The following is a 23,653-nucleotide window of genomic DNA, read 5'->3' as shown; positions in this document are numbered from 1 at the left end:
AATCGCGGCCGGTCAGTCCGGCGGCTGGGAGATGTCTGCCACCCGGTAGCCGGCGCTCTGCACGGTATGCAAAAGCTGCTTGTCGAACGGCTTGTCGATGGTCTTGCGCAGGTTGTACAGATGGCTGCGCAAGGTGTCGGAGTCCGGCAAACCGTTGCCCCAGATCTCGCGCTCGATCTCCTGGCGGCTGACCACGCGCGGCGATTCGCGCATCAGGATGGTCAACAGGCGCAAGCCGATCGGCGAGAGTTGCAGTTCGCTGCCGCCGCGGGTGACCCGCAGGCTGGCCGGGTCGAGCACCAGGTCGGCGACCTTGAGCACCTCGCCGCCGACCTGGCGGCGCTCGCGCCGGATCAGGGCGCGCAGGCGCGCTTCCAGTTCCTGGATCGCGAAAGGCTTGGTCAGATAGTCGTCGGCGCCGGCGCTCAAACCGGTGAGCTTCTCGTCGAGCGTATCGCGTGCGGTCAGCATCAGCACCGGCGTGGACTTGCGGGCCTCTTCGCGCAGCTTCTTGCAGACCTCGATGCCGTCCATGCGCGGCAGCATCAGGTCCAGGACGATCACGTCGTAACTGTTCTCGGTGGCAAGGCGGTAACCGTCGAGACCATCGGCCGCGTAATCGACCTCGAAGCCGCGGCTTTCGAGGTACTCGCCGACCATTTCGGAGATATTGCGGTTGTCTTCGACGATCAGGACCAGCCCCCCGTCTCTCGTACCCTGCATGCAGCCTCTCCATTCCTTCAGTTTTGTGAAGGTTGCCCTCGCCAAGGTGGACGGCCCGTGAAGACCCTCGTTACGCTGACCGCCCACTCCGTCACGAAACGCCCCGATGCTCGCCGAACGCCTCTACCCGATCCTGCTTTTGCTCGGTTCGAACATCTTCATGACGTTCGCCTGGTACGGCCATCTCAAATACAAGTCTTCGCCGTTGATGATCGCGATCGCGGTCAGCTGGGGCATCGCCCTGTTCGAGTACTGCCTGCAGGTACCCGCCAACCGTCTCGGCAGCGCGGTGTACTCGGCGCCGCAGCTCAAGGGCATGCAAGAGGTCATCACCCTGCTGGTGTTCGCCGGCTTCTCGGCCTGGTACCTCGGCGAGCCGCTGAAGTGGAACCACTGGGCCGGGTTCGGCCTGATCGTGGTCGCGGCCTGGCTGATTTTCCTGGATTGAGCTTCCCGGATTGATCTTCGCGGATCGAGCGCGGCGCAACGACCCGATCAAGGCCCGCACAAGGACTCGACCTCGACCTCGCGCTGCCAGCGCTGACCACGGACAGTCACCGTCAGATGGCCCTTCCAGCGGGTGAGGGTGCTGGCGTCGTCCATCGCCGCGCGCGCCTGCACCGCCTGCGCCGCCGGCAGCCGGGTCCAGCGCCCGTCCTCCTCGACCGACAGGCTCGGCGCGCCCAGGCGCAGCTCCGCCGAAATCTTCTCGCCCGCATCGGACCAACGCAGGGTCTGACCGCGCTGCCGCTGCAGGCCCAGTGCTTCGATATCCGAATGTGCGCCCTCGCGGCGCAAAGCAAAAGCTTGACCGTTCACCGACAGGTGCAGCGCCGGCCAGGCCGCCAGCGCCGAGTTTTGATCGCCGCGGTTACGCCACAGCGTCGCCACTGCGGAACCGCCCTCGGCCGATCCGGCCCCAGCCAGATAAACGCGGACGATGGGACAGGTCTTGCTGTCCATGCTTTCGCTGAGCCACGGGGAGACGCGCATCGGCACATCGGGCTGTGCGGCGGGCGCCGCCGACACCACGCCCGGCCACAGGTAAGTCAACATAAGGCCGCACACAGCGATCTTGAGATTCAAGATATCTTCCTTGATGGATGCGAACCCGACGCGACTCGTCGGTTTCGCGGCTGTTTTGGGGGTTCTTTCTCGGGCGCGTTCGGGCGGGCGCTCAGAACTTGATCTTGCCGGTCAGGATGTCCTTGAACATCACCCAATCGCCGACGAAGGAATACAGCGGGTGCTTGAAGGTGGCCGGGCGATTCTTCTCGAAGAAGAAATGCCCGACCCAGGCGAAACCGTAGCCGCACAACAGCGCCACCAGCAGCAGCCAGGGCCGGCCTTGGGCCAAGGCCAGCGCGAGCAGCACCAGCACGCCGCAACTGCCGATGAAATGCAGGCGCCGGCTGGTGCGGTTGCTGTGTTCGCTCAGATAGAACGGATAGAACTCGCGGAAACTCGCAAAACGGTTCGCCATGTCCCTGTCCTCGCCTGATCGCCCCGCACCGCTCAATCGGCGGTCTTCGCCTCACCGCCGAACATGCCCCGCGCCTTCAGCACGGTGCGCTTCTTGACCTCGAACAACTCGTCCACCGGGCTACCGGTCAGACAATACGCTTTGTCGCCGTCGATGCGGAAATGCTCGCGCGCAAACAGCTTGCGCCGGTCCTTGCTGGACCACCCAGGCTCCAGCGGATGGTAGGCATCGCTGTCCCATGGTATCGGCCTGGCTTCGGCGATGCCGCGACGATCCTCGCTATCGCGCTCGCCCACCGGTCCGCAACCGAACCAGGCGCCGGACGGGGCCCTGAACACCGGGTAATACTGGTATTTCTGATGGTAAAGCCGGTTGCCGTCGCGCGATACGAACAACAAGGCATGGGGAAAGCGCGAGAACGGCGGCACACCGTGATGGTCGTAGGCCTCGAACTCAATCGTATCGCCGTCGTACTCGCCATAGACGAGCTGCTCGACCCGATACTTCGCCTTGAAGGCGGCGTCCATGAGGAGCACGTCCTTGCCCAGTACGGGTCCGAACTGCTCGACCGACAGCTTCTCGCCGACGAACACGATCAGGTTTTCCTGCTCCGCCGCTTCGACCGAGAAACATGCAGCTAACAGACAGGCCAGCGACCACCGGCGCATGCGACGATTCATGGCGTTCCCTCGCTTATCGATCCTGCACGCATCCTGCCGTGCTGCTCGCAGCGCCGCAAGATCGGGCGCCGCTGGGCGCGAACGCCGCGCTCAGGATTCGCCGCGCTCGGCTCGCTTGCTCTTGTCCCAGTACGCGTCCTGGCCTTCCAGCGGCAACTCCGCCAGGGCCAGACCGTCTTGCGCGGCCAGGGTTTCCATCGCGCGGAAACGGCGCTCGAACTTGAGGTTGGCACGACGCAGCGCGGCACCGACGTCGACCTTGCCGTGGCGGGCCAGATTCGCGCAGACGAACAGCACGTCGCCGATCTCGTCCTCGAGGCGGCCGTGTGCGGCCGCATCGTCGGGCGCGGCGGCGACCGCGGCGAACTCGGCGCGGACTTCCTCGATTTCCTCGTGCAGCTTGGCGATCACCGGGCTCACGTCGGGCCAGTCGAAACCGACCGCGGCCGCGCGCTTTTGCAGTTTCACCGCACGCTGCCACTCGGGCAGGCCGCGGGCGATACCGGCCAGCGCCGAGGTGTCGACCTCGCCCGCCGCCTCGCGCTCGCGGCGCTTCTGTTCTTCCCAGGCCACGGTCTGGGCCTCAACGTCCTCGACGCTGGCGTCGCCGAACACGTGCGGATGACGGCGCACCATCTTGTCGCTGATCGCCGCGACCACGTCGTCGAAAGCGAACGCGCCCTGTTCCTCGGCCATGCGCGCATGGAACACGACCTGCAGCAGCAGATCGCCGAGTTCGTCCTTCAGCGAGATCAGGTCCTTGCGATCGATGGCGTCGGCGACTTCGTAGGCTTCTTCGATCGTGTACGGCGCGATCGAAGCGAAATCCTGTTCGATGTCCCAGGGGCAGCCGCTGTCGCGATCGCGCAGGCGCGCCATGATCGTCAACAGCCCGGCGATACCCGGCGGCAGGTTCAGCACTTCAGCCATCGAGCCACTCCTTCCACGGCAGAGCCAGGTCGCCCACGGCGACGAAATCGCCGTTGAGAATGCCGGCGCGCTGGTTGTAACGGAACGGCCGGCCTTGCGGGTCGAACACGGCGCCGCCCGCGGCTTCGAGCACGCACTGGCCGGCGGCGGTGTCCCATTCGCTGGTCGGGCCGAAACGCGGGTACAGATCGAGACCGCCCTCGGCGATCCGACAGAATTTCAACGACGAACCCAGGCTGAGCATGTCGATGCCGCCGGGCGCTTCGCGTTGCAGACGCGCCATCGCCCGTTCGGCGCGGTCGCTGTGGAAGGAGCGGCTCGCGGCGACCCGCAGCGGCTGCGCCGCCGGTGCGCGCACCCGTACTTCGCGCTCGTCGTCGCCGTCGCGGCGGTAGGCGCGGCCGCCGCGCTGGGCATGCCAAAGCGCTCCACCGACCGGCGCCTGGATCAGGCCGAACACCGGCACGCCGTGGTCGATCAGGGCCAGATTCACCGAGAACTCGCCGTTGCGCTTGACGAATTCGCGGGTGCCGTCGAGCGGGTCGACCAGCCACAGGCGCGACCATTCGCGACGCTGCTCGAAACTGACCTCGTGCGCGGATTCCTCCGACAGCACCGGGATGTCCGGGGTCAGGCGGGCCAGCCCGTCGACGATGAGGTGGTGCGCGGCCATGTCGGCGGCGGTGACCGGCGAAGCGTCGGCCTTGCGTTCGACCGCGAACTCGCCGTCGTAGACGGTCAGGATCGCGGCCGCGGCGGCGCGGGCGATCGCGATCGCGCCTTCGATCTGTTCCGGGCTGAGCAGGGCTGGTTTCACAGGGGCTGCGCTCATGCTTGCGGCTCCGGGTGCGGCTCGCCGTTGCGCAGCCATTCGCGGGCGATGAACAGCGCGGCGATGCTGCGGCCTTCGGAAAAATCCTCGCGCAGGATCAACTCGTGCAGGTCGTCGAGTTTCCACGGCACCACTTCGAGCTCTTCGGGTTCGTCGCCGGGCAGGCGCTCGGGGTAGAGATCGCGCGCCAGCACCAGATGCGCCTGATGGCTCATGTAGGTGGGTGCGAGGGTCAGCGAGCGCAGCACCTTCAATGAGCGCGCGCCATAACCGGCTTCTTCCTTGAGCTCGCGGTCGGCGGCCTCGATCGGGCTTTCTCCGGCATCGATGCGGCCCTTGACGAGACCGAGCTCGTAGCGGTGCACGCCGGCGGCGTATTCGCGCACCAGCAGCACGGTGTCGTCGTCGATCATCGGCACCACCACGACCGCGCCGTGGCCGCGCCCGTGCAGGCGCTCGTACTGGCGGCGTTCGCCGTTGGAGAACTCGAGATCGAGCCGTTCCAGCCGGTACGGGCCGGCCTCGTGCTCGGTGACGTGATGAATGGTCGGCAGCCGCCGGGTCATGGCGCGGCTCCGGGCGTGAGCAGGGAGCGGAAAGGCACGATAATAGGGGGATGCGAGAGATCACTCACGACACGACGATGCTAACAGAGCCGGGCGCCGACGCGGCGGACTCCTGGCGCGAACGCGACCTGGCGGTGCTGTGGCACCCCTGCACCCAGATGCGCGAACACCCCCATACGCTGCCCTTGCTGCCGATCGCGAGCGGGCAAGGGCCGTGGCTGATCGGCCGCGACGGGCGTCGCTATCTGGATGCGATCTCGAGTTGGTGGACCAATCTGTTCGGCCATGCCGAACCGCGCATCGCCGAGGCCATCGCGACCCAGGCGCGCACCCTCGAACACGTGATCCTGGCCGGCTGCTCGCACGCGCCGGCGGTCGAACTCGCAGAGCGCCTGCTGGCGCTGGCGCCGCGCCAGGACGGGCGTGCGCCGCTGAGCAAGGTGTTCTACGCCGACAACGGCTCGGCCGGGGTCGAGGTGGCCCTGAAGATGGCCTTCCACTGGTTCCGCAACCGCGGCATCGAAGGCCGGACCAAGTTCATCGCCCTGGAGAACGGCTACCACGGCGAAACCCTCGGCGCCCTCGCGGTCGGCGACATTCCGCTGTACCGGCGCATCTACGCACCGCTGCTGGCCGAGTCGCTGTTCGCGCCCTCGCCCGACGCCTACCTGTGCGAACCCGGCCAAACCCCGGCCGAGCGCGCCGAACAGGCCGCGACGGCTTTGCGTCATCTGCTCGAACGCCATGCCGATGAAGTCTGCGCGCTGATCCTGGAGCCGCGCGTGCAATGCGCCGGCGGCATGCGCATGCACGACCCGCTGTATCTCAAGCTGGCGCGCCAGCTGTGCGACGAGCACGGCGTGTTCCTGATCGCCGACGAGATCGCGGTCGGCTTCGGCCGCACCGGCACCTTGTTCGCGAGCGAACAGGCCGGGGTCATGCCCGACCTGCTGTGCCTGTCGAAGGGCCTGACCGGCGGCGCCCTGCCCCTGGCCGCGGTGCTGACCACGCAATCGATCTACGACGGTTTCCTCGACGACTCGCGCGAGCGCGCCTTCCTGCACTCGCACAGCTACACCGGCAACCCGCTCGCCTGCGCGGCGGCGCTGGCCAGCCTGGATATTTTCCGCGACGACGACATCGTCGCCCGCAACCGCGTCACCAGCGCGCGCATGGCCCGGCTCGCCGCCGATTTCGCCGACCACCCGCATGTCGCCGACGTGCGCCAGGCCGGCATGATCGTCGCCTTCGAGCTGACCCGCAACGGCGACAAGCGCACGCCGTTCGACCCGGCCGCCCGCTTCGGCCTGCACGCGTATCGTGCCGCGCTCGACCGCGGCGTGTTGCTGCGGCCGCTCGGCGACGTGCTGTACTGGATGCCGCCCTATTCGATCGACGAGGACGCCCTGGGCTTGCTCGCCGACACCACGCGCGCGGCGATCGATCATGCCGTGCGGGAGGCCGACGCATGCGCCTGACCCGAGTCCATGTCGATGCCGATCTCGCCGCCGGTCGCGAGATCGCGTTGCCCGAAGGCCCCGCCACGCATCTGGCGCGCGTGCTGCGCCACGAGGTCGGCGACGCCTGCGTGCTGTTCAACGGCGACGGCCGCGACTACCACGGCCGCATCGTCGCGCTCGGCAAGCGCGAGGTGCGGGTGGTGCTCGAATCGGCGCAGGAGGTCGAACGCGAATCGCCGCTGCCCCTGGTGCTGCTGCAAGGCATCGCCCGCGGCGAGAAGATGGACCTGATCCTGCAGAAGGCCACCGAGCTCGGCGCGCACGCCGTGCATCCGTTGTGGTCGCAGCGCAGCGAGGTCAAGCTCGACGAAGCGCGCGCGGAGAAACGTCATGCGCATTGGCGCAGCGTGGTCGCGTCGGCCTGCGAACAGAGCGGTCGTGCGCGCGTGCCCGAGGTCTCGGCGCCGCGTTCCTTGGCGGCGACGCTGGCGGCGCTGCCGCCCGGCGGCCTGCGCCTGATCCTCGATCCGGAAGGCGAACTCGCCTTCGCCACCTTGTCAGTCGAGATCGAGGCACCGGTACTGCTCGCGATCGGCCCGGAAGGCGGCTGGTCGCCGCTCGACCGGCAGCAACTGCGCGATGCCGGCTTCCAGGGCCTGCGCCTGGGCCCGCGCATCCTGCGCACCGAAACCGCCGGCCTGGCGGCGATCGCGGCCTTGCAGGCGAAGTTCGGCGATCTGGCTTGAGCGACGTCTCGTTGTCGCTTTAAAGGCAAAAGCAAAATCCCCCCTGCCCCCCTTTTCAAAGGGGGAAGTGCACGACGCGACGGTGCTGCTGCCTTAGAGCCGGTGCTATTGCCCCTTTTAAAAGGGGGCGCGCCTGCGCAGCAGATGCGAGGGATTTGCTGTTGCTGTTGCTGCCGCCTCACCCGAACCCGGCAACGACACTCAGATCTTGAAATAGATCCGCCGCGCGTCCAGCCAGCGCACCACGCCCCACCACAACGCGACGAAGACCAGCGCGAACGCCAACGAAGGCAGATAAGGCCCGAACAGCGGCGTCATCCAGTCGGCGAAACCGCGGCGGTAGATCGGTTGCAGCCATCCCATGCCCATCAGCAGGTACAGCAGCAAGGCCGAGCCGCCGTAAGCGGCGATGGCGTTGACGCCGAAGGCGCGTCCGAGCGCGGGCCAGCCGCGACGGTCGATCAGTTCGTGGAACACGGCCAGCACCCAACACGACAAGCCGCCGCTCCACAGCACGTAGGCCGGGGTCCACAGGTTCTTGTTGAACGGCTGCCAATACGCCCCTACCCAGCCGGCGAGCAGGCAGACCGCGCCGGCGATCCACAGCGCGCGCAGGTTGCCGCGGCGCAACCAATCGCCGGCGCGCAGTCCGAGCAAGGTCGTCGCCAGCGCGCCGAGCGTCGACACCAGGCCTTCGGGGTCGTGGCCGCGGCCGCTGGCCGGGTCGATCTGAAAGACGTGGACGCCGAACAGCGCACGGTCGAAACGACTGGCGATGTTCTCGAAGGGTGCATAACTGCCGCCGGCTGCGAGCAAAGCCGCATAGCCGAACAACAGCGCGCCCCAGGCGATCCATTGCACCCGCGCCGGCACATACAACGCGATCAGCGCCGCGGCGGCGAAACACAGGCCGATGCGCTGCAACACGCCGGGTATACGCAGGTGCTCGTGGCCGAACGCCCAGATCGCGCAGACATGCAGCAGCAGGCCGAGGCCGACGATGCGCGCCGCGCGCCACAACGCCGGACGCAGCAGGGTCGCAGCGGCTACACCGTGTTCGCGGCGCGGCATCAGCGCCAGCGCGATCGACACGCCGACGATGAACAGGAACATCGGGAATACGAGGTCGGTCGGGGTGAACCCGTGCCATTGCGAATGCAGCAAGGGCGCGTAGACATGGCCCCAATCGCCAGGGTTGTTGACCAGCAGCATCGCCGCGACGGTGAGCCCGCGCAGGGCGTCGACCGAGGCGTAGCGTTTCGGCGCCGACGCGGCCGACCGCGGGCCGGATGACGAGCCAGACGGCGACGTCGCGCCGCCGGCCTGCGGCGCCGGACTCACGCCGCTTGTGCGAGCGCTTCGCCGATCATCGCTTCCAGCGCTTCCAGATCGGGCAGCAGCGCCGGATCGTCGTTGAGCAGTACTCGCGCCTGCACGGCGTGCGGCAGCACGTCGCCTTCGCGTCCGGCGACCGACAAGCTGTCGCGCGACACCGTGACCAGGCGCGGGAAGCCCTGGGTCAACAAAGCGAAATACGGCAGGCGCGAGGCGGCGCTGAGCGCCTTCAGCACCACGACCTTGCTGCCCAGGCCGCCCTGCTCGCGGGCGAGCCCGGACAGTTCGCCGAAAGCGACCAGCGGCAGATGCCAACCGCGCCAACGGATCTGGCCGAGCAGCCAGCGCGGCGCGTCCTCGATCGGCGCCGGCGGCGCGTACGACAACACCTCGGCGATGGTCGCGTTGGGCAGCAGCAGTCGTGCGCCGCCGACCTGGATCAACACGCCGCGGATGTCGGCTTGCGAGGTGGCTTCAGGGGCTGCGTCGCTGATCTGGTTCTCGTTCGACATCGCTTCGCGTCCTCGCCGCGGATTGCGCGGCCTTCAACGGGTGGATCTGCTGCGGTGGATTCCTTGATGCCGGAATCCGGGATTCGGTGCCGTCGCCACACGGCGACGGCGTTCGGGCTCTTGGCTTGCGGCCTTAGATCGCGCTTTGTACGGACCAGCGCGAGGCCAGCTTGGCGGCCAGATCGGCCGGCTGTCCGCTGCCGGCGCCGCGCGCGATCGCCGCGCTGGCCGCGGCCGCGTCGTAGCAACCGTCGGGCGACTGGCCGGCGACCAACGCGCCGTGCGCGGACAGCTTCATCGCCGTATCGACCTGGGCCGGGTCGGCGCCGCTGAACAGCAACACCGCGCTGTCGGAAGCCGGCAAGGCGTCGATCACCTCGGCGCCTTCGACGAACTGGATGCCGCTGTCGCTGACGTCGATGCCGAGTCCCGCCGGCAGGATGTAGATCACCCCATCGATGGTGCGCGTGCCGGGTTCGGCGAGCTTGACCAGCACCGAGGTGGCGCGCTGCATCTGAGCGACCAGCTTGTCGTAGCGGCCGCCGTCGAGACGCTGTTGCACCAGCACCGGCCGGCCGAAATTCTCCGGCAACGCGCCGAGCAACTGGCGCACCGCATCGGGTCCGCCGATGCCGGCGAGCACGAGCACGGCGCCATTGCGCGTCGAGGCCGGCAGGCTGTCGTCGACCAGTTCCAGGCCGGAAATACGGCGCTCGATTTCGTCGAGATCGTGCTTGCCCATGCCTGCGTTGCCATGCGCGCCGCTTTGACCGGTCGCCGCGCTGACCAAGCTGGCCTCGTCGCTGAACGACCAGTCCGGCACGGCAGGCGCCGGCGGCAACGGCGCTTTCGGCGCCGCCTGCAGGTCTTCGTTCAAGTCGAACTCGAAGTCGCTCTCGAAGTTGCGCGCTTCGGCCGCGGCGCGTTCGTTGCGGCCGTCGTCGAAATCGAGCGGCGCGACCGTCGATGCGGATTCGGGCCCGGACTGGTCGTCCTGGATCGAGAAGGCGCTGTCGAAGTCGATCAGCTCGCGGACCTGGTCCTGCGGCGGCGCGCGCCACACTTCGAGATCGCCCAGCCCGGTTTCGTCGAGCGCGGGCACGTCGGCATGGGCCGCGGCCGGCTCCACCCACTCGCCGAGCGTCTGCGAATACGGCGCGGCGTTGCCCGGAACCTCGTCCTGGCTGTCGACCGCTTCCAAGGTCAGGTGGCCGATGTCGAAATCGTCGGCGGCGACCGCTTCGGTGGCGATGATTTCTTCGGCTTCGAGCTGTTCGGCGCCGTCCTCGGCCATCGCTTCGGCGGTGATGAATTCGATACGGTCTTCGGCCGGCGGCGGCGACGGTGCGACCCGCGCCAGTTCGCCGATCTGTTCGGCGGCGACGAACGACAGCGGGTCCAGCGAGGCCTCGGCCGAAGCCGGGTCGAACCCGACCGGCTCCTGCGCCAACGGCGATCCCGCCGCGAACGGACGCTCGAACCCGGTCGAGATCAGCATCGGATCGGGTTCCGGCTCGGGCTCGCGGCCCGGCGGCAACACGTCGTCGTGACGGTGCAGTTTGGCGCTGAGATGGCGCGCCCAACGCGCTTCGTCCCAGCCCTCGCGCGACACCGTCAGTTCGGCTTCCTCGAAGATCACCTCGATCGAGGGATCGACCAGCAGGTTCTCGAAACGGTCCAGCGCGTCCTCGGTGGCCGGGTCGAGCACGACCACGACCACGTCCGGATCGGCAGCGTCGAGCGCAGCCGGTTCCAACGCGGTCGGATCGCCCACCAACACCAGGTTCGCGCCGGCATCGCCGAGCGCGCTACGCAAACGGTCGCAGGCCACGCCGGCCCGCGCCAACAACGCTACGCGACGTTCTGCTTCAGCCATGATGACGCGCGATTCCAAGCAGTTCGAACACGTTGCGGATCAATTCAAGCTCCTGATAAGGCTTGCCGAGATAACGCTCGACACCGATCTCGAACGCACGCTGGCGATGCTTCTCGCCGGTACGCGAGGTGATCATCACGATCGGCACTTCGCGCATGCGCGCGTCGGCCTTCATCTGGGTGGCCAGCTCGTAGCCGTCCATGCGCGGCATTTCGATGTCGAGCAGCATCAGGTCGGGCACGCGCTCGGCCATGCGTTCGAGCGCGTCGATGCCGTCCTTCGCGGTAATGACCTCGAAGTTGTGGCGTTCGAGCACGCGTCCGGTGACCTTGCGCATCGTCACCGAGTCGTCGACCACCATCACCAGCGGCACGCGGCGGGTTTCCGCCGGGGCCGGCGGCGGCTCCACCACCTGGGCGAAGTCGAGCAACTGCGCGGTACGGCGGCGCACCAACGGCGCGACGTCGAGGATCACCACCACGCGGCCGTCGCCCATGATGGTCGCGCCGAAGATGCCGGGCACCGACGCCACCTGCGGGCCGACCGGCTTGACCACGATTTCGCGGTTGCCGATAACCTGGTCGATGGTGATGGCGGCGCGCAGATCGCCGGAGCGGATCAGCAGCAACGGCATCTGCAACTGGCCTTCGGCCTTGGCCGGCGCGTGGCCGATCAGGGTGCCGAGGTCGTGGACGACATAGTCTTCGCCGCCGTAACGGTAGTTGGCCTCGCCCGCGTCGAGCAGCTCGCGCGACAGGCGGCCGACGCCGCGCACCGAAGCGATCGGCACGGCGAAGGTGATGTCGCCGATGCGCACGAACACCGCCTGGGTGACCGCGAGCGTCTGCGGCAGGCGCAGGGTGAAGTGGACGCCGTGGCCGGGACGCGAGTGGATGTCCAAGGTGCCGCCGAGCTGGCGCACTTCGCTGGCGACCACGTCCATGCCGACGCCGCGACCGGCGAGGCGGCTGACTTCGTCGGCGGTGGAGAAGCCCGGCTCGAGGATCAGCGAGTCCAGGTCGGCTTCGGCGATGACCGCGTCGGCACGTACCAGGCCGCGTTCTTCGCCGCGGCGACGGATCGCCGCACGGTCGAGACCGGCGCCGTCGTCGGCCACTTCCAGCACGACTTCCGAACCTTCGCGGCGCACCGCGATGCGCACCGTGCCTTCGTCCGGCTTACCGGCGGCGCGACGCTGTTCGGGACGTTCCAGGCCGTGCGCGACGGCGTTGCGGAGCATGTGCTCCAGCGGCGCGGTCATGCGCTCGAGCACGTTGCGGTCGAGTTCGCCCTGGGTGCCTTCGAGCTTGAGCGTGACCTGCTTGCCCAGTTCGCTCGAGGCCTGGCGGACCACGCGGCGCAGACGCGGCAACAGGGTGTCGAACGGCACCATGCGCGTGCGCATGAGGCCTTCCTGCAACTCCGAACTGACTCGCGACTGCTGCAGCAGCAGGGTTTCGTACTGACGGGTCAGGTCGTCGAGGGTGTTCTGCAGGCTGTTCTGGTCGGCCGCCGATTCGGTCAGCGCGCGCGACAGCTGTTGCAGGGTCGAGAAGCGGTCGAGTTCCAGCGGATCGAACGACTGGTCGCCCGAATCGCCCTCGCGCTGGTAGCGCGCGATGATCTGCGCTTCGGTCTCGATTTCCAGACGGCGCAACTGGTCGCGCATACGCAGGTTGGTCTGCGCCATTTCCGCGATGGCGCCGCGGAACGCACCCAACTGCTGCTCCAGGCGCGCGCGATAGATCGCGACTTCGCCGGCGTAGTTGACCAGGCGGTCGAGCAGGTCGGCGCGGATACGCACCTGTTCCTGCGGCGCCCGCACGCCGATCTCGTCTTCGTCGCCCAGCGGCGCGTCGACGATCGGCGCGGACAGCGGCTTGAGGCCGTCGTGATCGGCCGCGACCGGCTGCGCCTGCGCTTGCGGCAGCGCGGCTTCGGCCGGCTCCAGACCGGCGAAGCTCGGCATCGCCTCGCCGCGCCAGCGCGCTTCGAACACCGAGATCAGTGCTTCCGGCATCGCGATCGCGCGACCGGTGCCGACGCGGGTGACCATGGCGTGCAGGCGGTCGAAACCGCGTTCGAGCAGGACCAGACCGTCGCGACCGAGTTCGGTGCGATGGTCGACGACCGCTTCGAGCAGCGACTCCATGACGTGGCCGAGTTCGCCCACGGCCATGATGCCGGCCATGCGCGCACCGCCCTTGAGCGTATGCAGATCGCGTTGCAGCCCGACCAAGGGCTCGCGCTCGCTCGGCGTCTCGCGTAACTGCGCGAGCAGACCGTCGGAGTGGTCGAGCAGGTCGCCGCCCTCTTCGACGAAGATGTCGACGAGTTCGGGATCGAGTTCGCTCACATCGAGCGCTTCTTCCGGATCGGGATTAGCGTTGGAGGCATGCGCGAAGATCGCGGCCAGCGCGGCCGGCACGCCGGCGGCGATGCCGGTCTGCACGGCCGTGCTTGCGCCCGCCGCCAGCGCTGCGGCCGGACGCTCGACCTCGGCGCTCGACGCTTCGTCGTTGTCGTTGGCCGCGGCTTCGCTGTCGGTGCCGCGGTCGTCGAGACGGACCTGGGCCAGATCGGTCGCCGGCTGTTCGGCATCGGCCTGAGCTTCGGCTTCGGCCTGCTCGCGTGCGAGGCGTTCGGCTTCGGCGTACTCGGCTTCCAGGCGTTCGTATTCGAGACGCTCGGCTTCGGCTTGCTCGGCGGCAATGCGTTCGGCTTCGAGGCGTTCGGCCTCGGCCTGCTCGGCGGCGAGGCGCTCGGCTTCGAGGCGTTCGGCTTCGGCCTGCTCGGCGGCAAGGCGTTCGGCTTCGAGGCGCTCGGCTTCGGCTTGCTCGGCTGCAACGCGTTCGGCTTCGAGGCGCTCTGCTTCGGCCTGCTCCGCAGCAAGGCGTTCGGCTTCGGCTTGTTCGGCGGCGATGCGCTCGGCTTCCAGGCGCTCGGCTTCGGTCTGCTCGGCCGCGATACGCTCGGCTTCGAGGCGGGCCGCTTCGGCCTGCTCGGCTTCCAGGCGTGCCTGCTCGGCGCGCTGAGCTTCGGCGGCGTATTCGGCTTCGAGACGCTCGTATTCGAGACGTTCTTCCTCGGCCAGGCGTTCGGCTTCGGCTTTTTCCGCAGCGATGCGCTCGGCCTCGGCTTGCTCGGCGGCCAGACGCTCGGCTTCGAGGCGCTCGGCTTCGGCCTGTTCCGCAGCGATACGTTCGGCTTCGAGACGTGCGGCTTCGGCTTGTTCTGCGGCAAGGCGCTCGGCTTCGAGGCGTTCGGCTTCGGCCTGTTCCGCAGCGATGCGTTCGGCTTCCAGACGTGCGGCTTCGGCTTGCTCGGCGGCCAGACGCTCGGCTTCGAGGCGCTCGGCTTCGGCCTGTTCCGCAGCGATACGTTCGGCTTCCAGACGTGCGGCTTCGGCCTGTTCTGCAGCAAGGCGCTCGGCTTCGAGGCGTTCGGCTTCGGCTTGCTCGGCAGCCACACGCTCGGCTTCAAGACGGGCCGCTTCGGCACGCTCGACTTCGAGACGTGCGGACTCGATGGTGCTGTCGGCGAAACCGACCGGCAGCAGGTCGAGACCGAGGCTCAGCTCGTCGCCGTCGAAATCGGTTCGGGAGACCGGCTTGGCCCCGGCATCGTCGTTACCGGCGACCTGGGCGAATTCGCGCGAGGGGTCGTAATCGCCGAACGCGCTGAGATCGTTGACGGTGAGCTCGGACAGATCCTGGCCTTCCGGCAGGACGTCGTCGTGGTAGAGCTCCTCGGTGATCATCGGCGAACGCGCGTCGGGCAGGCTGTCGCGCAGCGCGGCGATGCGTTCGGGCAAGCCGACGAACATCGGCACGTGCGGCATCGGCGACTTCAGCGCCTCGACCGTAGTGCGGATCGCATCGGCCACCGCGGTCAGCGCGGCCACGCCTTCGGCGCTGGCCGGCGCGGCGCTGGCGAGCAGACGCTTGACGTAGGCTTCGGTCGGCGCGGTCACGTCGGTGATGACCGGCACTTCGGTCATCGCGAAGGCGCCGTTCAAGGTGTGGATCGAACGCTGCAGACCGTCGCTGGCGAGCTGCGGTTGCGGGTGCGAGGCCGCCAGCCACGCTTCGATGGTGACCAGGTGACCGGCCACTTCGCCGTCGAGGATTTCGAGCAGGACCGGGTCGACCGACGCCGGCACGTAGGGCCCGTCGATCGCGACCGGAGCCGCGGTTTCGGTTTCGGCTTCGACCGCGGCTTGCGGCGGCTGGTAGAAGGCTTCTTCGCCGGTCGCGAGCAGATCGGCATGCGCCTCGATGCCGGCGACGTCGACGGTCAGCGGGCCCTGGTTGCGCAGGGCAGCGTAGAAACCCGGCAGCGCGCGATGAGCGTGCTCGACCAGGTCGATCACTTCCGGGCTCGCCACGCGGCCGTGTTCGCGCACGCGGTTGAGCAGGTTTTCGATGTTCCAGCTGAACTCGCCCAGGGTGCGCGCGCCGACCAGGCGGCCGCTGCCCTTGAGGGTGTGGAATACGCGCCGCACAGGCTGCACGCGGGCCAGATCGTCCGGCGCTTCGCGCCAGGCCGGCAGCAGGTTGTCGAGGTTGGCGATCTCCTCCTCGAATTCCTCGAGGAAGATTTCCCGCACTTCGTCGTCGATGTCGTCGACTTGTTCGAAACCGCCGGTCGCCACCGACTGTCCGAGCATCGACGGCGGTGCGTCGGGCACGGCGTTGAGCAAGGAGGCGTCGATCAGCGCGCCGCCCGCGGCGACGGACGCCACGGTTTCGGTCGCGTTGGTTTCGGTCGTGATGGATTCAGTCGGGGTGGTTCCGGGCGCGGCATCCGATGCCATGGCGAGCGTCGGCTCGACCGGTTCGGCGGTATCGGCCGCGACGGCGTCGCCGACCGCTTGCGCGTCGACGGTCTGTTCGCTGCGCTGAAGGTCGAGGCTGTCGGCAACAGCGGATTCCGGCGTCGAGGCCTCGACGGCCGGCGCCTGCGCCCGGGCCGTATCGACCGGGGCGGCTTCGACGGCCGGGGTCGCGGCGACCGGGGTGGCTTCGGCCGCCGGCTCGACCCGGATCACGTCCGGCAACGGCCAGTAGCGCAGGGTTTCCAGGCTCTGGCGGGCGATGTCGAGAATGTCGTCGCGGTTCGGGCGTTGCTCGCGCAGCGCTTCGAGGTAGTACTCCAGGCTCGCCAGCGCATCGGCCAGCGTGTCGAGCTGCTGGCCGCTGGGCACGCGGCGGCGGCCGATCAGTTCGACTTCGGTGTAGCGCTTGACGCCGGTCAGGTAGTCGGCCGCCAGCGGCAGCTCGATCATGCGCAGGGCGCCGGCGACTTCGTCGAGCACGCGCGGCACTTCGGTCAGTTCTTCGTGGTCCCACTTGGTCTCGACGAAGGCGACGAAGGACTGGCGCGCGTCGCCGAAATTGGCGATGGCTTCGCGTGCGACCACGTCGAGCACCTTGCGCGCCTCACCGGCGAGCAGGTTCTCTTCGGCCTTGTCTTCGGGCAGGCCCAGGCGCGAAACCTGGTCGTCCAGCGAGGCGTCGACATAGAGCAAGGCGCCGGCCACGTCGAGCAAGGTGCCTTCGTCGGCGGCGCGGCGGCCTTCGACGATTTCGTGCATGGCTTCGCGCTGCTGCAGCACCACGGTGCGGGCCATGCCCAGCCCCATCATGCCCAGCGTGTCGCTGACCCGGGCCAGGGCGTCGACCTGCGGACGCAGCTCGCCGGGGTCGGTCTGGTTGGTGCGCAGGTGCAGGTCGAGGGCGTCCTTGACCCGCAACAAGTCTTCCTTGATCGCCGCCGCGACGGTGTCGAGCAGAGCGCGGTTGCGGCCGCTGAGGCTGCCGCGGGCGTGTTCGAGTTCGGACTCGCTGGGCAGGTGCGCGGCGAGTTCGAAGGTCTGGCGCAGGTCGTCGAGCGCCGGATGGCGGCCGTCGCTGTGGGCGACGTGGTACAGCAACTGGCGGGTCGGCTCGGCCGCGGGTTCGCCGCGCGGCGCGCTGAAGCCGTCGTCGGACAGCATCTGCCGCGCTTCGCGGTCGACGCCGCCGAAGGCCTGGCGCAGCGCGCGGGTGGCCGGCAGGGCGCCGTCGCGCAGGGCGTGGGCGACCGACGAGGCCACCCACAGCATGCGCCGCACCGGTTCCAGCACGACGTCGGCGAGCAGGCCGTCGATCGCGGAGGCGAGCTGAGCCGGATTCGCCGGCGCGCCGTCTTCCGGCCAACCGGCCAGGGCGTCGCGCAGCGAGGCGAGATGCGGCGCGCTGGCGTTGCGGCCGGCGGCGCTGCCGACCGGCAGCGGCGGCGGCAGGTGCGCCGGCAGCGGTCGGTCGAGATTCGGTGCGAACAGGACGCTTTCGTTGAGCCCGGACTCGCCGCGCGTGGCGCGCAGCTCGTTAAGCAACGGCAGCAGCACGATCGGAATGTCGCGATGCCCGCCCTGCAGACGCTCCAGGTAGTCGGGCAGCAGCACCACGCCGCGCATCAGCGCCGCGCAGGCCTCGTCGCGGTCGGCGACCTGGCCCTGCTGCAGGGCGATGGCCAGACGCTCCATCTCCTCGGCGACCATGGCCGGCGCATACAGCTCGACCATGCGCAGGGTGCCGTGCACCTGGTGCAGATGGTTCGCGCACACCCGCATGCGCGAGGCGTCGGCGGGATCTTCGGCGAATGCCTCGATCTCCTGGCGCGCCTGGCGCAGGGTTTCGTCCAGCTCGGGCTTGATCCAGCCCAGCGTGGTGGTGTCGATCGCTTCGCGCAACGCGGTCATGACGCGACCCGCCTGTCGGCGGGACCGCGTCGCAGACGCGGACCGTGGCTCTGCCAGCGATGTGTCGGAAGCTTCATCCTCGATACAACCCTTCTTTTAATCCCGTCCCAAGCCGCCGTTCAAAGCGCCGCGTCGTGTCTCGGCTGCCGCCGGGTCAGGCCGGCAGCTTGAAGTCGGCGACCGAACGGCGCAGGTCGGCCGCCAGTTGCGCCAGGTTTCCAATCGACGCTGCGGTCTGGTTGGCGCCTTGCGAGGTCTGCGAGGTGATCTGCTGAATCGTGTTCATGGTCTGGGTGATGTTCGAGGCGGCGCTGGACTGCTGCTGCGCCGCACTGGAAATGCCCTGAATGAGGTTGGACAAGTCGGACGACACCTTTTCGATCTCGCCCAGCGCGGTACCGGCGTCCTCGGCCAGTCGCGCACCCGCGACCACTTCCGAGGTCGTCTGTTCCATCGAGCTGACAGCTTCGTTGGTGTCGGACTGAATTGTCTGAACCAGCGTCTCGATTCGCTTGGTTGCGTTGGAGGCGCGTTCTGCGAGTCGCTGCACTTCGTCGGCCACGACCGCGAAGCCTCGGCCCGCTTCGCCGGCGGAGGCCGCCTGGATCGCGGCGTTCAGCGCCAGGATGTTGGTCTGTTCCGAGATGTCGTTGATCAGTTCGACGATCGAGCCGATTTCCTGCGAGCTTTCGCCCAGGCGCTTGATTCGCTTCGAGGTTTCCTGGATCTGGTCGCGGATCGAGTCCATGCCCTGAATCGTCTGCCGCACCACGCCCGCGCCCTTGGTCGCGATCTGCACCGAGCGCTGCGCCACGTCGGCCGACTCGGCCGAGTTCTTCGAGACCTGGTCGATCGAGGCCGCGATTTCGCTGATGCGGTCGGAGGCGGAGTTGATTTCCTGGGCCTGGTGCTCGGCCGCTTCGGCCAGGTGCATCGCGGTGGCCTGGGTTTCCTGGGCGCTGGAGGCGACCTGCACCGAGGTGTCGGTAATGGTCTGCACCAGGCTGCGCAGCTGCTCGACGGCGAAGTTGATCGAGTCGGCGATGGCGCCGGTCATGTCCTCGGTCACCGTCGCCTTGACCGTCAAGTCGCCTTCTGCGAGCGAACCCATTTCGTCCAGCAGGCGCATGATGGCCTCCTGGTTACGGTCGTTGAGTTCCTTGGTGGTCTGGTAGCGGCGCTGCTGAGCGTAGTTCAGCGAGAACAGCAAGCCGGCGATCGCGACCAGCGCGGCCAGGCCGGAGATGATCGACAGCCACAGGTTGCCGAACACGCTCTTGTCGCGCAGCGAACCGAACGCGGTGAAGGCGCTGAACAGCGTTTCGCTTTCGCTCAGCAGGCGTTCCGAGCCGCCGGTGATCGATTCGGCCGCGGCCTGGGCCTGGAACAGGTCCTTGGAGCTGGCCGAGATCGCGTCGAGGTCTTTCTTCATTTCCAGCCACAGCGCTTCGGCCTGGCCGAGCGCGGCGAGCGCGCTGGAGTTGGACAGCGCGGTCACGCCGAACGAGGTGTCGCCCTTGCGCAGGCCGGTGAGGACGTTGCCGAACACAGTGGCGTCGCGTACAAGCGCTTCGCCGGCCATGCCGGCGCCGCTGCCGCCGGCGCGGATTTCGGTGATGCGTCGGGCCATGGTCGCCGACAGCACGACCTGACGCAGGGCGATGTAGACCTGCGAGGACGGCGAGCCGGAGGCCGACATGGCGCGGACCAGTTCGTCGAGGCGGGCCTGCAGCTGCGGGACGCGGCTGGAGAAGCTGTCGGCGTTGCCGGCCAGGGCCAGCACCGCCTTCTCGCTCGCGATCACCTGTTCGGCGCTCTGTCCCAGCGGCTGCCAGCTCTTGCTGACCACGCCGATCGGGCCCGACACGCCGGCGGTGTCGCCGAAGTTGTCGTTGAGCGTCTGCACGTCTTCGTCGATCGCGGCCTTGGTCTTCTTGAACTCGGCGAAGGCGTCCTTCGCGCCGCCGACCGCTTCACGGCCTTGAATGGCGAGCTTCTGCGAATTCACCTGCAGGTTCGACGCCGCCGAGCCGGCGCCGCCGAGCCTGGCGCCTTTCCAGGTCGCGTAGCCTGTGTTGAGACCGAACACCAGCACCGATACGGCCAGTACGATCAGCCAGGTGTTGGCGCCCAGAAGGCGGCTCTTGCCGGCGTTGTCCATCACAGTGCTCATGGTTCGCAAACCTCGGTGAACTTACTAGTCGGGCTGATGAAGGGAGCGGCTCAGGCCGCTGCTTGTCGGAATTCGGGAGTACGGGCCAGGCGGTCGAGGCTGAAGATGCCCCAGTACCGGTCGTCCAGGCGGTAAGCCCGGTCGATGAAGTACGCGTAGCGGCCCTCGGTGAGGCCCTGCTCGGCGACTTCCTCGAGGCCGATCTGTTGCTGGTCGTGGAAACTGCGCTGGCCGTAGAGCTCGTCGATCAACACGGCGACGTCGCCGCCGGGCTGGCGCACCAGCAGGATGCGCTGCCCCTCGTGCAGCACCGTGCGCTCGCCTTCCAGGAACTGCTTGAGGTCGACGATCGGCAGCAGGCTGCCGCGCACGTTGGCCAGGCCGAGCATCCACGGCTGCGAGCCGGGGACGTGGGTGACCTGCGGCAGCGAGAGGATTTCCACCACCTCGGCGAAAGTCGAGGCCAGGCGCCGGTCGCCGATGCGGTAACCGACGCCGCGCCACAGGCCGGGCGCGTCGAGCTGTTCGGGCAGGCCGGGCACGTGCGCCAGACTGCGGCGCTCGTAATCGGTCAGCACATCGAACGGCGGCTTGAGCGTCATCGTTTCAGTTACCCAGCAATGCGTTGATCCGCGCGATCAATTCGTCCTCGCGCGGCGGTTTGACGATGTAGTCGCGCGCGCCCTGGCGCATGCCCCAGGCGCGATCGGTTTCCATGCCCTTGGTGCTCACGATCAAGACCGGGATGGCACTGGTCTGCGCGTCGCGGCTGAGCGCGCGCGTAGCCTGGAACCCGTTCATGCCCGGCAACACCACGTCCATCATCACCAGGTCCGGCAGCTCGCGTTTGCAGGCTTCGATGCCGTCCTCGGCGCTGCCCGAAGCGAAAACTTCGTGCCCATTGCGTTGCAGCAATTGGGTCAGGACCGCGGTATCCGTCGGCGAGTCCTCGATAAGCAGGATGCGTGCCATGGTGTGCCTTACCCCCCGGTCAGGCGTGTACGTGCTTGCGAATCGCGTCGAGGAGTTCCTCGCGCGTGAAAGGCTTGGTCAGGTATTGCTCGGACCCGACGATGCGGCCCCGCGCCTTGTCGAACAGGCCGTCCTTCGAAGACAGCATGATCACCGGCGTGCCCTTGAACAGTTGATTGTTCTTGATGAGCGCGCACGTCTGATAGCCGTCCAGACGCGGCATCATGATATCCACGAAAATGATCTGTGGCTGCTGGTCGGCGATCTTCGCCAGCGCTTCGAATCCGTCGATGGCCGTGACCACCTCGCACCCTTCGCGTTTCAACAGTGTCTCGGCGGTTCGACGGATGGTCTTGGAATCGTCGATCACCATGACCCTTAGACCATCGAGGCTGCCGCTACGAACCTCGTCGAGCATTCTTTGTATCCCCCATTGCAAACGCCGATATCCCCGGGCGTCGCGAAGCCGTCTTTATTCCAAGCCGCACGCGGGCTGTCAAGCGCGCATTCCGTGCCTGGAAACTGAATACGCAGCGATTCCGTCATCCGGAACAGGCTCGCCGTGCGCTACCGAACGTTGTGCAGGCCGATTACTCGGTCCGCCCATCGCCGCCCCGTCGCATCGCGCAGTAGCCATGATCGCTGCGTGTCGCAAATGGACGCAGCGCGACCGTTTCCGACCCCGTCATCATGACAGATACCGGCGACCCGCCTGCTACCATCGCCGTCAATCTTTTAGGATTCCGTTCCCATGCCGTTGGACATCGTCGTCGTGATGGACCCCATCGGGTCGATCAAGATCGCCAAGGACTCGACCTTCGCCATGCTACTGGAAGCGCAGCGCCGCGGACATCGGCTCTGGTACGTGCAGCCGGGCGGACTGAGCCTACACGGTGGCCATGCGGTGGCGAAGGTGACGGCGCTGGAAGTGCGCGACGATCCGAGCGGCTGGTACAAACTGGGAACTTGGTCACAAATTAAGTTGGCGGCCGGTCACGTCGTACTGATGCGCAAGGACCCGCCGGTCGACGCCGAGTACCTGCACGATACCCAGATCCTGAGCATGGCCCAACGCGCCGGCGCCTTCGTGGTCAACGATCCGCAGGGCCTGCGCGACTACAACGAGAAGCTCGCCGCCCTGTTGTTCCCGCAGTGCTGCGCGGCGACCCTGGTCAGCCGCAACCCCGCGGCGGTCAAGGAATTCCTCGCCTTCCACCAGGAAGCCGTGCTCAAGCCGCTCGACGGCATGGGCGGGCGCTCGATCTTCCGCGTCCGCGCCGGCGAGCCGAACGTCAACGTGATCCTGGAGACCTTGTCCGACGGCGGCCGCCACCTGGTGATGGCGCAGAAGTACCTGCCGGAGATCAGCGACGGCGACAAACGCATCCTGCTGGTCGACGGCGTGCCGGTGGACTACGCCCTCGCCCGCATCCCGCAGGGCGACGAGTTCCGCGGCAACCTCGCCGCCGGCGGCCGCGGCGAAGGCCGCCCGCTCAGCGAGCGCGACCGCTGGATCGCCGCCGAAGTCGGCCCGGAAATGAAACGCCGCGGCATGCTGTTCGTCGGCCTGGACGTGATCGGCGACTACATGACCGAGCTCAACGTCACCAGCCCGACCTGCATCCGCGAGCTCGACGAACAATTCGGCCTCAACATCGCCGGGCTGCTGTTCGACGCGATCGAGGCCCGCGTCGCCGCCCAGGCCGCATGAGCGCCGTCGCCCCCGCCTCCCCGGCCGGCGGCATCGCCGAGCCGCAACGCTTCAGCGCGACCATGGTGCTGTCGCTGCTGGTGCACGGCATCGTCGTGCTCGGCGTCGGCTACACCCTGGAGCAGGCCGCGCCGGTGGTGCCCACCCTCGACGTGATCCTGACCCAGACCCAGACCGCGCTGACGCCCAAGCAGGCCGACTTCCTCGCCCAGGCCAACAACCAGGGCGGCGGCGAGCACGACAAGAGCACGCGCCCGCGCGACAACCAGTCCGGCCCCGCCCCGCAGGCCGAAGCCGGCGTCGCCCAGATGGCGCTGCGCGCCCAGTCGCCGACCGCCCAGCCCGAGCCGGTCGCGCGCGTGGTCAGCAGCACCCGCGGCGAAACCGTGACCGCGCGCGACCGCAGCACCCAGACCCCGACCGAGCGGCCGCTGCCGACCGGCCCGCGCAAGATCGAACACGACATCGAGATGGCGCGCCTGGCCGCCGAAATCCACATGCGCTCGGAGCGCTACGCCAAGCGCCCGACCCGCAAGTTCGTCTCGGCCAGCACCACCGAGTACGCCTGGGCCGGCTATCTGCGCGAATGGGTCGACCGCGTCGAACGCGTCGGCAACCTCAACTACCCCGACGAAGCCCGCCGCCGCCGGCTGGCCGGACAAGTGGTGATCAGCGTCGCCGTGCGCCGCAACGGCAGCGTCGAACGCGCCGACATCATCCGCAGCAGCGGCATCGCCCTGCTCGACGCCTCCGCCCTGCGCATCGCCAAACTGGCCGAGCCCTACCCGCCGCTGCCCAGGACCGAAGAGAACCCGGACATCCTCCACGTCACCCGTACCTGGAATTTCCTGCCGGGCGGGTCGCTGGTGGACGAGTAACGCGCTGCGAGGTCATGGGCTCGCCAAGCTT

20 protein-coding genes and 2 pseudogenes are annotated in these 23,653 nt (G+C 68.1%); 6 read left to right on the top strand and 16 right to left on the bottom strand.

The window, feature by feature from the left end:
- Positions 1-12: 12 nt before the first annotated feature.
- Positions 13-723, bottom strand: coding sequence for a response regulator transcription factor (locus ACTJJK_RS15470; RefSeq protein ID WP_031373577.1), 711 nt, complete (start codon positions 721-723; stop codon positions 13-15).
- A gap of 106 nt (positions 724-829) precedes the next feature.
- Here ACTJJK_RS15470 and ACTJJK_RS15465 point away from each other — a divergent pair, with 106 nt between their 5' ends.
- Positions 830-1,171 carry a DMT family protein gene (locus ACTJJK_RS15465; protein ID WP_031373576.1) on the top strand — a complete coding sequence of 114 codons (342 nt, stop codon included), beginning with the start codon at positions 830-832 and terminating at the stop codon, positions 1,169-1,171.
- 47 nt (positions 1,172-1,218) lie between these two features.
- On the opposite strand, the gene ACTJJK_RS15460 is transcribed toward ACTJJK_RS15465, so the two are convergent.
- The 6 genes from ACTJJK_RS15460 to nudE form a co-directional block, all read right to left on the bottom strand.
- Positions 1,219-1,809, bottom strand: a complete 591-nt coding sequence (locus tag ACTJJK_RS15460) for a hypothetical protein (RefSeq protein ID WP_152566363.1) — start codon at positions 1,807-1,809, stop codon at positions 1,219-1,221.
- Positions 1,810-1,900: 91 nt separating this feature from the next.
- Complete coding sequence (locus tag ACTJJK_RS15455) at positions 1,901-2,206, bottom strand: Mpo1-like protein (protein ID WP_440730649.1); 306 nt, start codon at positions 2,204-2,206, stop codon at positions 1,901-1,903.
- Positions 2,207-2,238: 32 nt separating this feature from the next.
- Complete coding sequence (locus tag ACTJJK_RS15450; protein WP_152566362.1) at positions 2,239-2,886, bottom strand: hypothetical protein; 648 nt, start codon at positions 2,884-2,886, stop codon at positions 2,239-2,241.
- A 90-nt stretch (positions 2,887-2,976) separates the two neighbouring features.
- Entirely contained in the window at positions 2,977-3,816 is an 840-nt protein-coding gene (gene mazG, locus ACTJJK_RS15445) for a nucleoside triphosphate pyrophosphohydrolase (RefSeq protein WP_440730648.1), read from the bottom strand.
- Positions 3,809-4,648 (bottom strand): 3'(2'),5'-bisphosphate nucleotidase CysQ, encoded by an 840-nt coding sequence (gene cysQ / locus ACTJJK_RS15440; RefSeq protein WP_051885305.1) that lies wholly within the window; start codon positions 4,646-4,648, stop codon positions 3,809-3,811. Before cysQ ends, mazG begins: the two co-directional genes overlap by 8 nt.
- Entirely contained in the window at positions 4,645-5,214 is a 570-nt protein-coding gene (gene nudE / locus ACTJJK_RS15435) for an ADP compounds hydrolase NudE (protein ID WP_408950813.1), read from the bottom strand. Before nudE ends, cysQ begins: the two co-directional genes overlap by 4 nt.
- 77 nt (positions 5,215-5,291) lie before the next feature.
- On the opposite strand from nudE, the gene bioA reads away from it, so the two are divergent.
- On the top strand, positions 5,292-6,692 hold the full coding sequence (bioA, locus tag ACTJJK_RS15430) for an adenosylmethionine--8-amino-7-oxononanoate transaminase (RefSeq protein ID WP_440730657.1): 1,401 nt from the start codon (positions 5,292-5,294) through the stop codon (positions 6,690-6,692).
- Positions 6,683-7,420 carry a 16S rRNA (uracil(1498)-N(3))-methyltransferase gene (locus ACTJJK_RS15425; RefSeq protein ID WP_440730647.1) on the top strand — a complete coding sequence of 246 codons (738 nt, stop codon included), beginning with the start codon at positions 6,683-6,685 and terminating at the stop codon, positions 7,418-7,420. The genes bioA and ACTJJK_RS15425 overlap by 10 nt, the downstream gene beginning before the upstream one ends.
- Before the next feature lie 201 nt (positions 7,421-7,621).
- On the opposite strand, the gene ACTJJK_RS15420 is transcribed toward ACTJJK_RS15425, so the two are convergent.
- The 4 genes and pseudogenes from ACTJJK_RS15420 to ACTJJK_RS15405 form a co-directional block, all read right to left on the bottom strand.
- Positions 7,622-8,761, bottom strand: a complete 1,140-nt coding sequence (locus ACTJJK_RS15420; RefSeq protein WP_440730646.1) for an acyltransferase family protein — start codon at positions 8,759-8,761, stop codon at positions 7,622-7,624.
- A complete protein-coding gene (locus ACTJJK_RS15415) occupies positions 8,758-9,267 on the bottom strand; it encodes a chemotaxis protein CheW (protein ID WP_051885304.1) in 510 nt (169 codons plus the stop codon). Before ACTJJK_RS15415 ends, ACTJJK_RS15420 begins: the two co-directional genes overlap by 4 nt.
- A gap of 133 nt (positions 9,268-9,400) precedes the next feature.
- Complete coding sequence (locus ACTJJK_RS15410) at positions 9,401-11,143, bottom strand: chemotaxis protein CheB (protein WP_440730645.1); 1,743 nt, start codon at positions 11,141-11,143, stop codon at positions 9,401-9,403.
- Positions 11,136-13,469, bottom strand: a pseudogene (locus tag ACTJJK_RS15405) (response regulator); the annotation flags it as partial. The pseudogene ACTJJK_RS15405 and the gene ACTJJK_RS15410, both read right to left, overlap by 8 nt.
- A 305-nt stretch (positions 13,470-13,774) precedes the next feature.
- Here ACTJJK_RS15405 and ACTJJK_RS15400 point away from each other — a divergent pair.
- Positions 13,775-14,827 carry a pentapeptide repeat-containing protein gene (locus ACTJJK_RS15400; protein ID WP_440730656.1) on the top strand — a complete coding sequence of 351 codons (1,053 nt, stop codon included), beginning with the start codon at positions 13,775-13,777 and terminating at the stop codon, positions 14,825-14,827.
- Positions 14,828-15,494: 667 nt separating this feature from the next.
- Here the strand turns inward: ACTJJK_RS15400 and ACTJJK_RS15395 are convergent.
- From ACTJJK_RS15395 to pilG, 5 genes and pseudogenes are all read right to left on the bottom strand, one after another.
- Positions 15,495-17,888: pseudogene (locus ACTJJK_RS15395) on the bottom strand (Hpt domain-containing protein); the annotation flags it as partial.
- Positions 17,889-18,042: 154 nt separating this feature from the next.
- Positions 18,043-20,061 carry a methyl-accepting chemotaxis protein gene (locus tag ACTJJK_RS15390; protein WP_057918989.1) on the bottom strand — a complete coding sequence of 673 codons (2,019 nt, stop codon included), beginning with the start codon at positions 20,059-20,061 and terminating at the stop codon, positions 18,043-18,045.
- Positions 20,062-20,111: 50 nt separating this feature from the next.
- On the bottom strand, positions 20,112-20,663 hold the full coding sequence (locus ACTJJK_RS15385; RefSeq protein ID WP_031372854.1) for a chemotaxis protein CheW: 552 nt from the start codon (positions 20,661-20,663) through the stop codon (positions 20,112-20,114).
- Positions 20,664-20,667: 4 nt separating this feature from the next.
- Positions 20,668-21,033 (bottom strand): response regulator transcription factor, encoded by a 366-nt coding sequence (locus tag ACTJJK_RS15380; RefSeq protein ID WP_031372855.1) that lies wholly within the window; start codon positions 21,031-21,033, stop codon positions 20,668-20,670.
- A 19-nt stretch (positions 21,034-21,052) separates the two neighbouring features.
- A complete protein-coding gene (gene pilG / locus ACTJJK_RS15375; RefSeq protein ID WP_031372856.1) occupies positions 21,053-21,451 on the bottom strand; it encodes a twitching motility response regulator PilG in 399 nt (132 codons plus the stop codon).
- Between the two features lie 333 nt (positions 21,452-21,784).
- Between pilG and gshB the strand changes: the two genes are divergently transcribed.
- Positions 21,785-22,744: a glutathione synthase gene (gshB, locus tag ACTJJK_RS15370; RefSeq protein ID WP_031372857.1), complete on the top strand. Its 960-nt coding sequence runs from the start codon at positions 21,785-21,787 to the stop codon at positions 22,742-22,744.
- Positions 22,741-23,622, top strand: coding sequence for an energy transducer TonB (locus ACTJJK_RS15365; protein WP_031372858.1), 882 nt, complete (start codon positions 22,741-22,743; stop codon positions 23,620-23,622). The genes gshB and ACTJJK_RS15365 overlap by 4 nt, the downstream gene beginning before the upstream one ends.
- Positions 23,623-23,653 lie beyond the last annotated feature (31 nt).

The organism is Lysobacter sp. 22409, assembly GCF_052045105.1.
Taxonomy (GTDB): Bacteria; Pseudomonadota; Gammaproteobacteria; order Xanthomonadales; family Xanthomonadaceae; genus Lysobacter; species Lysobacter antibioticus_B.
The sequence above is the reverse complement of the archived record's forward strand: the minus strand, read 5'-3'. Positions and strand labels throughout refer to the sequence as shown.